Below are 12,070 nucleotides of genomic sequence, written 5' to 3'. Positions count from 1 at the left end.
GCCCGCACGGGAAGTGATGTGTGCTGGTGCCATGACCAAACCGCTTGATCAAAATCTGACCGGAAAACTCCTTGTGGCTATGCCAGGCATTGGCGATCCTCGCTTCGAGGGATCCGTGGTGTTCCTTTGCGCACATTCTGACGAAGGAACGATGGGGTTGGTGATCAACCGCACGGCCGATGGGGTTGAGGCCGATGATGTGTTCGAGCAACTCGATATCACGGCTGATGGTTTGAATGCGCCGTTGGAGGTGCATGTGGGCGGACCTGTCGAGATGGGGCGGGGATTCGTTTTGCACTCGACGGATTATCGCACCGAAATGGCGTCGATGGAGGTGAGCGAGGTCTTCTCCATGACCGCCTCGCAGGACATTCTCGTCGACATCGCCAGCGGTCGTGGCCCGCGCGACAGGCTATTGTGTCTGGGCTATTCGGGATGGGGCCCTCATCAGCTCGAAGAAGAGATTGCGGCCAACGGCTGGCTTGTTTGCGACGCATCGCCCGACATCGTTTTCGAGGCGGAAAACGGCGAGAAATGGCACTCCGCCCTGCGCTCTTTGGGCATCTCGCCTGCGCTATTGTCGGGAGATGCGGGGCACGCGTGACGCAGCGTTTGGGTTGGACGGTGCCTTGCTGTGGTTAAAACTCCCGCCATGTTCGCGGCCAATTGCCCAGCGACCCGATACGATCCGAGGAGATGCCCATGGCTTATCGTGCCCCCGTAGACGACACCCTCTTTATCCTGAATTCCGTTGTGGATTATCACCGCGTCAGCGCGACCGAGCGGTTTGAAGATGCGGATTTCGATACCGTTTCGGCGGTGCTGCATGAGGCGGGCAAGCTCGCATCGGACGTGGTGGCTCCGCTCAATCGCGGTGGCGACCTGACCCCCGCGAAGCTTGAGGGTGATGTTGTGCGCACCTCGCCCGGCTTTGGTGATGCTTTTGCTGAGATCGGTGCGGGCGGTTGGATCGGGATGCTGGCGGACCCTGAGAACGGTGGTATGGGGCTGCCTCTCTCGGTGGCTTCAGCGGTCAATGACATGCTGTCGGGCGCGTGCCTGTCGCTCGCGCTCGCACCGTTGATGTGCCAAGGGCAGATCGAAGCGCTGGAACATCATGCGAGCGACGAGATCAAGGCGACCTACCTGCCCAAGCTCGTCAGCGGCGAATGGATTGGCACGATGAACCTCACCGAGCCAGGCGCGGGCTCGGACGTTGGTGCGCTGCGCTCCAAGGCGGAGCGCAATGGTGACGGCACCTATTCGATCACGGGTCAGAAGATCTTCATCACGTGGGGCGATAACGATTTTACCGAGAACACCTGCCACCTCGTGCTGGCGCGACTGCCTGATGGGGTTGAGGGGACCAAGGGGATTTCCCTCTTCATCGTGCCCAAGCTCTTGCCCGATGAAGAGGGCAAGCCAACGGTTCCCAATGGCACGAAGGTTGTGTCTCTGGAGCACAAGCTCGGTATCCACGGCTCGCCCACCTGCGTAATGGAATACGACGGTGCGAAGGGCTGGCTCGTGGGCGATGAGCACAAGGGCATGAAATGCATGTTCACCATGATGAACAACGCGCGCCTTGGTGTGGGGATGCAGGGCGTCGGCGTGGCCGAGGCTGCGACGCAACAGGCGCATTCCTACGCGATGGATCGCATTCAGGGGCGCTCGCCACTGGGTGCTGATGGTACGGGTGCAATCATTGACCACGCGGACGTGCGCCGCATGTTGGCCACGATGCGGGCCGAGACATTCACCGCGCGCGCGATATCTCTGGCCTGTGGTGTGGCACTCGATCTTGGTCGGTCCGACGCGGATCAGGCCGCGCGCGGTGCCTTCCTTATTCCGATTGCCAAGGCCTTCTCGACCGATATCGGCCACGAGGTCGCCCAACTCGGTGTGCAGGTCCACGGTGGCATGGGATACATTGAGGAGACAGGTGCGGCGCAATATGCTCGCGACGCGCGGATCACCTCGATCTATGAGGGCACCAACGGCATTCAGGCGATGGACCTTGTGGGCCGCAAGTTGATGGATGGCGGCGAGGCGGCGTTCGCACTTCTCGACGAGATCCAGTCCTTTGCCGAAGACGCACGTGGCGATTTGCCCGAGCTGGCCGAGCCTGTGTGGGGCGCTGCCGAAACTCTGCGCGAGGCGACCGAAGCGGTTCTGGCGCAAGAGATGAATGATCGTTTTGCAGGGGCAGTGCCGTTCCTGCGCGCCTATGCGCGTGTGCTTGGCGGCCATTTCCATCTCAAGGCGGCTATGGCAGAAGGGGGCGATAGCGCGCGCGGGCGTCTGGCACGGTTCTATGTGAACCGCCTGTTGCCCGAGCATGTTTCCCTTTTGGCCCAATCCCGCATCGGCGCGCAGGACATCTATGCGCTCGCGCCCGATGATTTGATGTAAAGACCTGATATGACCGCACCGATCCGCACGCCCTTTGATCCGCCTGAAGACGGTGCGACACGCACAATTGCCGATGGCGTGGTCTGGGTGCGGATGCCATTGCCGAAGCCTTTGGGGCATGTGAATTGCTTCCTCTTCGACGAGGGTGACGGCTGGACCCTCGTTGATACGGGGCTGGACACGAAGACTTCGCGGCGTATTTGGCGCGGGATTTTGGACGACCTCGGCGGCAAGCCCGTGACGCGGGTTATCGCGACGCACCATCACCTCGACCATGTCGGTCTTTTGGGGTGGTTCATGGAGCAGGGCGCTGAACTCGTAACGACCCGCACTGCCTACCTTATGGCAAGGATGCTGCAACTGGACGTTCAGGAGGAGTCAACGCCACAGATGTTGGCGTTCTGGCGGTCCTGCGGAATGGATGCAGATATCTACGCCGAGCGCGCCGCCGAACGTCCGTTCAACACTGCGGATGCCGTGGGGCCGATCCCATTGGGATATACGCGCATCGAAGACGGGGGCGAGATTGCCATCGGCGGGCGTCTTTGGGATATCCGCTGCGGAAACGGGCACGCGCCCGAACATGCGACCTTCTGGAGCCGTGACGGAGATTTGGTGATCGGTGGTGATCAATTGCTTGGTGCGATTTCGCCCAACCTTGGTGTCAGCGCGACTGAACCTGCCGCCGATCCCGTGGGAGAATGGCTGGCATCCTGCGAGGCGTTTCGCCCATTCGCCACGGACCAGCAACTGGTGCTCGTCGGGCACAAGCACATCTACACGGGCCTGCCCGCGCGGCTGACGCAGTTGATCGACAACCATCACAGTGCGCTGGAGCGCCTGATCAACCATCTCGACACTCCGCGCACGGCCTGTGACTGCTTCGATCCGCTCTTCCGCCGTCCGATCAAGGCGGGGGAATACGGGCTGGCGATGGTCGAGGCGATGGCGCATTGCAACCATTTATTCGCGCGCGGGCTTGTCACGCGGGACGTGAGCGAGGATGGTGCAGTCCTGTGGAAACGTGTCTGAGGACGGCCGTGGGAGATGCGCGATGGATGAGAAAATTGTAACGGCGGCGGAGCTTGCCGAGGCGGACGTGCTCCCACACGCGCGAGCGGTGCATTGTGATCCCAATGCCGCTCAAACTGCCGAGCAGAAACCATTGCCCAAGGCCGTGGCACGCAAGTCGGTGGAGGAGAAAAGCCCCGCTGAATGGGCCTACGAACGCCTCATCCTCTACATTAAGAATTTCGAAGAGCAGCTCGATGAGGAACACGAGGTCGCCATGGGGTTTGCGGGCTCGTCTTCGGGTGCGATCCGTATCGAGGGCATGGGCTTTTTCGATCCCGATATCGTCACTTTCTACGGCTCTGACGAAAGCGGGGCACGAACGCAGCTGATCCAGCACGTCACACAGCTCAACGTCATGCTGCGTGCCATGCCCAAGCAGGCGCCGACAGCCAAGCCGATGCGGATCGGGTTCCGTTTGGCGGCAGATCTCGAAGCCGAGGACGTGGGTTGACCCCATGCCCTGCCTGCGGCGATAGAACGGGTGACAGCGCGCGCAATATCCGCTAATTGATCGACAAACACGCTCACTTACGACACCAAAAAGGAATACGCACGATGGCCGAACACAAGCATGGCGAAATGGACACTTCGGTTCAGGAAAAGACCTTTGCAGGCTTCCTCAAAGCTTCGACCTACGTGGCGGGTGTGAGTATCGCGATCCTCGTTTTCCTCGCGATCTTCAACTCGTAACTCTTAGACAGCGGGGCGATGAAGATGGGTTTTCGCAAAGTAATCGCCCTGTTGGCTCTTTTGGGCCTGACGGCCTGCGGCGCCGCCGAGCCGATCTGGGCTCCGCAAACTGAGGTGGATCGCGCCGTTTACGTTCACGGCGGCCAGCCCACGCTGACGCTGTTCACGGTGGTATCCAACGGGAGTGGTTCGGGTGCGCATTCGGGCCTGATGGTCAATGCCCCGTCGCAGCGTGTGCTGTTCGACCCCGCGGGCACTTTCCAGCATCCGCACCTGCCCGAGCGCAACGATGTGCATTACGGCATGACGGACAAGGCGGTTGATTTCTATATCGATTACCACGCGCGTGAGACCTACCACGTGGTCAAGCAGACCGTTCCCGTTTCATCGCAGGTTGCGCAACTGGCACTGTCCCGCGTCCAGTCCTATGGCGCCGTGCCCAAGGCGCAATGTGCGCAGAGTATTTCCGACATTCTGTCCGGCCTTCCCGGTTTCACGGATGTGCCGCGCTCGATGTTCCCGAAAAAACTCATGAAGTATTTCGAAGCGCGACCAGACGTCACGCGCGATGTGACCTACGACGATTCGCCTGACGAGAACGGCACCATTCGTGCCCCTGACTTGCGGCTTCCCGTGGTTCTGGCCGCTGGCTGATGCGTGGCGGTGTGTTCAGCCGATGAGCGCGCCCGCACCGAAGAACAGGCCGAAACCTGCAATGATCGCGTAAAGCACGTTGCGCGTCGTTAACCCTACCACAAGTGTGACCAATGCGGCGGCAAGCTGCATCGGATCGGATGCCCCGTCCGAGGGCACGAGCATGGGCGCAACCACGCCAGGCAGGACGGCGACGGGCGTATAGCGGAGCATCCGCAACAGCCATGGCGGCAATGTGCGATCCCCAATCAACCCGATGAAGGACAGGCGGATGAGGTAGGTGCCCACCCCCATTGCGATGATGATGATCCAGATGTCCTGCGGTGTCTTGTCCATCACATTTGACCCTTGTCTTTCGCAAGGCGGCGCTTGTCGGTCCAGACCTCGACCTGTGCGCCGACCACGAGGGCGATCACAGCGGCCACGAGCAGCCCTGTGCCGAAGGGCATGAAGGAGAGGGCGATCACGAGGGTCACGGAAGTCGCAGCCGCCGCGATATGCGCTGCGCTCTTGAGCATCGGTGCGACAACCGCGAGGAAGGTCAGGGGCACAGCGAATTCAAACCCTACATCAGCGGAGATGCGGTCGCCTACGAGTGCGCCCGCCAATGTCGCGACATACCAGACCAGCCCCATCGGAATCCCGACCCCGAAGAAATAGGATATCTTGTCGGTGGCGCTTCTTTCGGGTTCGCGTTCGTAGGTGATCATCGAAAGCGCATAGGGCTGATCGAAGAGCGTGTAGGCGCCCAAGGCCCGCATCCAGAACGGCGCCTTGCCGATGTGCGGGGTAAGCGAGGCGGAGTACATCGCCATGCGCAGGTTCACGGCGAGAGCCGTGACAATCACCACGATAGTCGGGGCGTTCTCGTTCATCAGTTGCAGGGCCGCCAATTGCGAAGCGCCCGCGATCACTAGGACGGAGAAGCTCATGACTTCAATGATGTTCAGCCCTGCCTCTGTCGCAATAGCGCCGAAAATCGCGCCGAAAGGCACGATGACGATGTAGAAGGGCAGGCTGTCGAGGAAACCGCGTAGGAAGCGGTCGGGGTGAAAAACGGCACTCATGTGATCAGTCGAACGTCCCCGTTACGCGGCCCATCAGCATGAATGCGCGGGCGGTGCGGGTGTTGGAGAGGGCGGCGATCTCTTCATCCGTGGCTGTGGCCTCGAATTCGGCCAGAGTGCGGTCGAATTTGCGCAGGAAGTGATGCACGGCGTCTCGGAAAATTGCGTCCTGCTTCATGCGCGCGGAGGCGAGTGCAAGCGAGGAGCGATCCCGAACGCCGCCCAGAGCGGCTACTGCCACGCCCCGTTCTCCTTTTGCGAACTTGCGCCACACTTCGGGGCGGGCGCGGTCGGGTGTGAGGTCGTCCATGTAGATCCCGTCTTGGCTCAGGAGCGTCAGCACGTCCTGTGCGGCATGGACCAACTGGCTCACCTTGCGGTCCGAGAGTGCACGGCGAAGAGCGCGGAAGCCCTCTTTGTCCTCGGTGGTCTCGGGGAAGTTCAACGCCTTGATAAAATCCGCGACAGATAGCGGCGGGGCCAGAGCTTCGGACGGGGTGCCAAGTGCCAGCATTCCCTGCTGGTCGGTGGCGGCAGGTGCGGGAATGGCGAGTTTGTCCTCTGCGGGCGTGGATTGCGGGCGCACGGAGGTGAACATGGCAAGCGTGGTTTCCGTCTTGCGCTGCGCCGCGACGATCTCTTCAAGCTTCTTTTCAACGGTCGGGTTGGACGCGCCCGAGTTCTGCTGGCTTAGGTAAGATGCGCGCATGGCGGAAATGGTGGCCTCAAGGCGACGGCTCTCCGCGCGCATCGTAGCAGAGGCCCGTACCGCAAGGGCACCTACCCAGATCATTGCAACTGGCATAAAGACCGCGATCAGAATCATCACGAAACGGATGCTGTCGAAGGACGTTTCCGTTTCGCCGCTATCCACAAAGAGGAAAAAAACCGCTGTCATGGCAAGCCAGACCGCCGACAAAGCGCCGGCGATAATTTCGGTTGCAGTGATGCGGGCATCGTCAACGGGGCGCTGATACACTCCGAGTTCGACGCGATGTGTGCCTTTTTCGTCGGGCAATTCGGCCTCCGAGACCGTGTGCGATGACTTAGATATACTCAATCTTGAGGATTTCGTAACTCTTGTCACCACCTGGGGTGCGAACTTCAACACTGTCGCCCTCTTCTTTGCCGATGAGTGCACGGGCAATGGGCGACTTGATGTTGAGCAGACCACGTTCGATGTCGGCCTCGTATTCGCCAACAATCTGGTATGTCTTCTCTTCGTCGGTGTCCTCATCGACGATTGTAACCGTCGCGCCAAATTTCACCGCACCCGAAAGGCTCTTGGGGTCGACCACTTCGGACAGCGAGATGATGCTTTCGAGTTCCTTGATGCGGCCCTCAATGAAGGACTGCTTCTCGCGCGCGGAATGGTACTCGGCATTCTCCGACAGGTCGCCCAGCTCGCGGGCTTCCGCGATGGCTTTGATGATGGCAGGACGCTCAATGGACTTGAGCTGTTTGAGTTCTGCAGAAAGGGCGGTGTGGCCCTCGCGGGTCATCAGAATCTTATCCATGTCGTCTTCTCTCAAGGCACGCTTTAGCACGAAAAAAACGCAGCGCCGTGGGGGCGGCCGCGCATTGAACTTTGATTTTGTTGACGCACACCAGACCTGTTTAAGCGAGCGATTGCAAGAGGCAAGCGCGTACGGGAGATAAAAATGGCGAGACACTCGGCAGGGAAGCGCGCACGGCGGCAGTCGTTGGGTCGTTCGGCGTCATAATGGGAGGTTAATGCGGCGGTGCGGCAATTTTTCCGCTTTAAACTGAGCAGAACGCAACGAAATTCGTCATCTGAAATTGACCCGCCCCGTGCATCGCGGTTACTTGGTCGCCGTGAAAGCCTGATTGAGGGGGAAATAAAATGTCGAACATTGAACGCGAAGCGATGGAATATGACGTCGTGATCGTGGGTGCGGGCCCTGCGGGCCTCTCCGCTGCCATCCGTCTCAAGCAGTTGAATGAGGATCTCAACGTCGTTGTTCTCGAAAAGGGCTCCGAGGTTGGGGCGCATATCCTTTCGGGTGCGGTGCTCGATCCCTGCGGTCTGGATGCGCTGATTCCCGATTGGAAAGAGCGCGGCGCGCCGATCAAGACGGCCGTGAACCAAGATAATTTCTATCTTCTGGGCGAGGCGGGTCAGGTTCGTGTCCCCAACTTCCCGATGCCGCCGCTGATGAACAACCACGGCAATTACATCGTCTCCATGGGCAATGTGTGCCGCTGGATGGCCGAGCAGGCCGAAGAGATGGGCGTCGAGATTTTCCCGGGCATGTCTTGTTCCGAATTGGTCTATGGCGAGAATGGTGAGGTCAAAGGCGTGGTTGCGGGCGAGTTCGGTAAGAACCCTGATGGCACGCCCTCGGAAGCCTACGAGCCTGGTATGGAATTGCTCGGCAAATATGTCCTGATCTCGGAGGGCGTGCGCGGCTCTCTGGCCAAGGAGGTCATTGCGAAATACGACCTCTCGAAAGGCCGCGACGTCCAGAAATTCGGGCTGGGCATGAAAGAGATCTGGGAAATTGATCCCGACAAGCACAAGGAAGGAACGGTCACGCATACGATGGGCTGGCCCCTTGGTGGTAATGCCGGTGGCGGCGGCTTCATCTATCATGCTGAGAACAATCAGGTGTTTGTGGGCTTCGTGGTGCATCTTAACTACCAGAACCCGCATCTCTTCCCCTACATGGAATTCCAGCGAATGAAGCATCACCCGATGGTGGCCGAGCTTCTTAAGGGCGGTAAGCGCGTGGCCTATGGTGCGCGTGCAATTTCCGAGGGCGGGTATCAGTCGATGCCGAAAGCAGCCTTCCCTGGCGGGGCGCTGCTTGGTTGTTCTGTCGGCCTCGTGAATGTGCCGCGGATCAAGGGCAACCACAACGCGATGCTCTCGGGCAAGGCGGCCGCCGAGCATGTCGTCGAGGCGCTCAAAGAGGGGCGCGCGGGCGATACCTTGGAGGGATACGACAACGAATTGCGCACGGGTGCCGTGGGTCGTGACCTCAAGCGTGTGCGCAACGTCAAGCCGCTGTGGTCGAAACTCGGCCTGACCGCGTCGCTGGCTCTTGGCGGGTTCGATATGTGGACTAACAACCTATTTGGCTTCTCGATCTTTGGTGCGCTCAAGCATGGCAAGACGGATGCCGCGGCCACGGGCAAGGCCGCCGATTTCAAGAAGATCGACTACCCCAAACCTGATGGCATTCTGTCGTTCGACAGGCTGACGAACGTGTCCTTTGCGGCGACGAACCACGAGGAAAGCCAGCCGTCGCACCTGCGCGTGGCCGATCAGAACGTGGCGATCGAAGTGGACTATAAACAGTTCGCGGGCCCGTCGCAGCGCTACTGCCCTGCGGGTGTTTACGAATTCGTCGGGGAAGATGGTGAGGCGCCGAAGTTCGTGGTGAATTTCCAGAACTGCGTGCATTGCAAAACCTGCGACATCAAGGAGCCAAGCCAGAACATCACATGGACGGTTCCGCAGGGTGGGGATGGTCCGAACTACCCCAATATGTGATTGCCACGCCCGCGTGAGAAAACGTGATGAAGAACGGGGGCGCATTGCGCCCCCGTTTGCGTTGCGGACCTCTGAGTGGGTCGATAGGGTCGGGGTAACAGATCGTTTGGATCGAAAAGGAGCGGCTAAGTGAAGACTGGCAATACCTCGAAACTGTTTGCACTTGTCGTGGCCCTTTGCGGATTGGGAAGTGTCCCAGAGGTCGCTCGGGCGGAGGTCGCTGCGGGGGCCTATCTGGCCACGCGACAGGCGACCTTTGAAAATGACTTTACCGAGTTAAGCCACTACGCCACCCGTGCACTTGTGAGTGCGCCCAAAGATCCGCAACTGCTTGAGGCGCTTATCGCCGCGAATATGTCGCGCGGGGAGTTTGCGGGCAATGTCGCGCAGGCGCGGGCGCTTCTGGCGCAGGAGCCGTCCAATCAGGCGGCAAGCATGTCCCTTATCACCACCCAGTTCGCCGAAGGAAACTACGACGCTGTGCTGGAGACCTATGCGGCGGGTGCGGCGATCTCTCCCGTGGTGGATGAGTTCGTGAAATCATGGGCCTTGGTTGGTCAGGGAAATATCGGTGCGGCCTTCGAGGGGTTTGATCAGGCGGTGAAGAATGAACCCGCCGCCAACTTCTTTGCCCCCTATAACAACGCGCTGGCCTATACATTGGTTGGCGATTTCGAGACGGCGGAGAAACTGCTCGCCGAGGATGCCGTTGCCCAGACCCGCGACAGTCTGTTGTTGCGTATGCAGTTGCTGAGCCAACTTGAGCGCGGGAATGAGGCGCTGGTGTTGTTCGATGCCATGCTGGGCGATACCGCTGACCCTGAATTGATCTCCACGCGGGAGCGTTTGGAAGCGGGGGAAAGGCTGCCCGTGACCGCAATCTCCAGCGCACAGGACGGATTGGCGGAAGTGTTCTACGCCGTCGCGCTCGCTCTCACGGCCGGTGAAAGCGATGCCTTCACGCTGCTCTATGCGCAGATGGCGTTGGAACTTCGCCCCGACCGTGCGCAGTATATCCTTCTGGTCGGGGAGCTTCTTGAAAAGCTGGAAAACTACGAACTCGCGGCGGGTGTCTACGCCAAGATGTCGTCAGATGACCCCAACTATCACCTCGCCGAACTTGGCCGCGCCCGCACCCTGCGTGAAGCGGGGCGCGAGGATGCCGAGTTGGAAGTTCTGACGCAATTGTCGAAAAACCGCCCCCAGATCGCGGATGTGCATGTAGCCCTTGGTGATGCGCTGCGGCGTCGGGATGCGCATGAGGAGGCGGTTGAGGCCTATACCAAAGCAATCGATCTCGTCGAAACGCCGACCCGTGCGCAATGGCCACTCTTCTTCACGCGCGGCATTGCATACGAGCGTCAAGGGAAATGGCCGAAAGCCGAGGCCGACTTGCGCAAAGCGCTCGAACTGGAGCCTGGGCAGCCTTCGGTTCTGAACTATCTTGGCTATTCGTTTCTGGAGATGAAAATCAATCTCGACGAGGCGATGGACATGATCCGCAGGGCGTCGAATGCGCGGCCCAATGACGGCTATATCACCGACAGTCTGGCGTGGGGGCTTTACCGTCTGGGCCGCTATGAGGAGGCTCTGCCGCCGATGGAACGCGCGGTCGAGTTGATGCCTGTGGACCCGATCGTCAACGATCACCTTGGCGATGTGTATTGGGCTGTCGGGCGCGAGCGCGAAGCGCGGTTCCAGTGGCAGCGTGCTATGTCCTTTGACCCCGAAGAGAAAGACGCCGAGCGTATCCGTCGCAAATTGGATATCGGTCTTGATCGCGTCTTGATCGAAGAGGGCGAAGAGCCTACACGCCCTGTTAATGACCGTTAAGCTATTTGCACCTGCTAAAATCAACCTGACGCTGCACGTTACGGGGCAGCGCGCGGATGGCTATCACCTTCTCGATAGTCTGGTTGTTTTCGTCGATGCGGGGGATCAGATCGCAGCGCAAGCGGCGGATGTGTCCAGCCTTGAGGTGACTGGCCCTTTTGCTGGTGGTATCCCGACAGGCCCCGACAATCTCGTGATGAAAGCGGCGGAGATGGCGGGCGTGCCTATGGCAATGACGCTCGACAAACGCCTGCCGCCCGCCTCGGGGATCGGGGGGGGGTCTGCGGATGCGGCGGCAGCATTGAAGGCGGCGGCTCGGCTCAGGGGACGTCCTGCCTCCGCAGAAGATGTCCTGTCACTCGGTGCTGATGTGCCCGTGTGTATGCGTGCCGCGCCTGCACGAATGAGGGGCGTCGGCGAACTGGTGGATCGTGTCCGTTTGCCCGCGCTTCACATGGTGCTGATCAACCCGCGCGTGGAAGTTCCGACTCCTGCGGTATTTGCCCGCCTTGCGGACAAAGAGAACGCGCCGATGCCTGAAGCCCTGCCAGAGTTTCCCGACGGGATCGCTCTTGCCGACTGGCTTTCGACACAGCGAAACGATCTCGAAAAGCCCGCGACCAAGGTTGCGCCGGAAATCGGCGCGGCCCTGACCGCACTCGCGCTGATGCCTGATGTGTTGATGGTGCGAATGTCGGGGTCTGGGGCCACCTGTTTTGGCCTCTTTGAAGACCGTGAGAATGCCGAGCAGGCCGCGCGAAATATTGCGGAGGCCAATCCGTGGTGGTGGGTGAAATCGGCAAGCACCTTGCCGTCTGTATGA

The 12,070-nt window shown here is 60.1% G+C and carries 13 protein-coding genes; 9 read left to right on the top strand and 4 right to left on the bottom strand.

Annotated features, from left to right (window positions below; genetic code table 11):
* The first annotated feature begins 31 nt into the window (after positions 1-31).
* The 6 genes from ACN0SC_RS11110 (at position 32) to ACN0SC_RS11085 (ending at position 4,830) form a co-directional block, all read left to right on the top strand.
* Positions 32-604, top strand: coding sequence for a YqgE/AlgH family protein (locus ACN0SC_RS11110; protein WP_417249747.1), 573 nt, complete (start codon positions 32-34; stop codon positions 602-604).
* 98 nt (positions 605-702) lie between these two features.
* The gene (locus ACN0SC_RS11105; protein ID WP_417249746.1) at positions 703-2,412 is read left to right on the top strand and encodes an acyl-CoA dehydrogenase; all 1,710 of its coding nucleotides are present in this window, start codon (positions 703-705) and stop codon (positions 2,410-2,412) included.
* Positions 2,413-2,421: 9 nt separating this feature from the next.
* Positions 2,422-3,444 (top strand): MBL fold metallo-hydrolase, encoded by a 1,023-nt coding sequence (locus ACN0SC_RS11100; RefSeq protein WP_417249745.1) that lies wholly within the window; start codon positions 2,422-2,424, stop codon positions 3,442-3,444.
* A gap of 22 nt (positions 3,445-3,466) precedes the next feature.
* A complete protein-coding gene (locus tag ACN0SC_RS11095) occupies positions 3,467-3,937 on the top strand; it encodes a DUF6173 family protein (RefSeq protein ID WP_417249744.1) in 471 nt (156 codons plus the stop codon).
* A 104-nt stretch (positions 3,938-4,041) separates the two neighbouring features.
* Entirely contained in the window at positions 4,042-4,176 is a 135-nt protein-coding gene (locus ACN0SC_RS11090; RefSeq protein ID WP_417249743.1) for an aa3-type cytochrome c oxidase subunit IV, read from the top strand.
* 24 nt (positions 4,177-4,200) lie between these two features.
* A complete protein-coding gene (locus tag ACN0SC_RS11085) occupies positions 4,201-4,830 on the top strand; it encodes a hypothetical protein (protein ID WP_417249742.1) in 630 nt (209 codons plus the stop codon).
* Positions 4,831-4,845: 15 nt separating this feature from the next.
* Here ACN0SC_RS11085 and ACN0SC_RS11080 read toward each other — a convergent pair whose 3' ends face one another.
* The 4 genes from ACN0SC_RS11080 to greA are packed head-to-tail and all read right to left on the bottom strand — an operon-like array spanning position 4,846 to position 7,414.
* Entirely contained in the window at positions 4,846-5,166 is a 321-nt protein-coding gene (locus tag ACN0SC_RS11080) for an AzlD domain-containing protein (RefSeq protein ID WP_417249741.1), read from the bottom strand.
* Positions 5,166-5,897 carry an AzlC family ABC transporter permease gene (locus ACN0SC_RS11075; RefSeq protein WP_417249740.1) on the bottom strand — a complete coding sequence of 244 codons (732 nt, stop codon included), beginning with the start codon at positions 5,895-5,897 and terminating at the stop codon, positions 5,166-5,168. The genes ACN0SC_RS11080 and ACN0SC_RS11075 overlap by 1 nt, the downstream gene beginning before the upstream one ends.
* Before the next feature lie 4 nt (positions 5,898-5,901).
* Entirely contained in the window at positions 5,902-6,915 is a 1,014-nt protein-coding gene (locus ACN0SC_RS11070) for a hypothetical protein (RefSeq protein WP_417249739.1), read from the bottom strand.
* 28 nt (positions 6,916-6,943) lie between these two features.
* The gene (gene greA / locus ACN0SC_RS11065) at positions 6,944-7,414 is read right to left on the bottom strand and encodes a transcription elongation factor GreA (RefSeq protein ID WP_417249738.1); all 471 of its coding nucleotides are present in this window, start codon (positions 7,412-7,414) and stop codon (positions 6,944-6,946) included.
* Positions 7,415-7,761: 347 nt separating this feature from the next.
* On the opposite strand from greA, the gene ACN0SC_RS11060 reads away from it, so the two are divergent.
* The 3 genes from ACN0SC_RS11060 to ACN0SC_RS11050 all read left to right on the top strand — a co-directional run bounded on the left by ACN0SC_RS11060 (position 7,762) and on the right by ACN0SC_RS11050 (position 12,070).
* The gene (locus tag ACN0SC_RS11060; RefSeq protein ID WP_417249737.1) at positions 7,762-9,414 is read left to right on the top strand and encodes a 4Fe-4S dicluster domain-containing protein; all 1,653 of its coding nucleotides are present in this window, start codon (positions 7,762-7,764) and stop codon (positions 9,412-9,414) included.
* A 129-nt stretch (positions 9,415-9,543) separates the two neighbouring features.
* The gene (locus ACN0SC_RS11055; protein ID WP_417249736.1) at positions 9,544-11,247 is read left to right on the top strand and encodes a tetratricopeptide repeat protein; all 1,704 of its coding nucleotides are present in this window, start codon (positions 9,544-9,546) and stop codon (positions 11,245-11,247) included.
* Positions 11,237-12,070 carry a 4-(cytidine 5'-diphospho)-2-C-methyl-D-erythritol kinase gene (locus ACN0SC_RS11050; RefSeq protein ID WP_417249735.1) on the top strand — a complete coding sequence of 278 codons (834 nt, stop codon included), beginning with the start codon at positions 11,237-11,239 and terminating at the stop codon, positions 12,068-12,070. The genes ACN0SC_RS11055 and ACN0SC_RS11050 overlap by 11 nt, the downstream gene beginning before the upstream one ends.

This window comes from Celeribacter sp., assembly GCF_048261515.1.
Taxonomy (GTDB): domain Bacteria; phylum Pseudomonadota; class Alphaproteobacteria; order Rhodobacterales; family Rhodobacteraceae; genus Celeribacter.
Note: the sequence above shows the minus strand (reverse complement) of the source record. Positions and strands in the feature narration are given on the sequence as shown.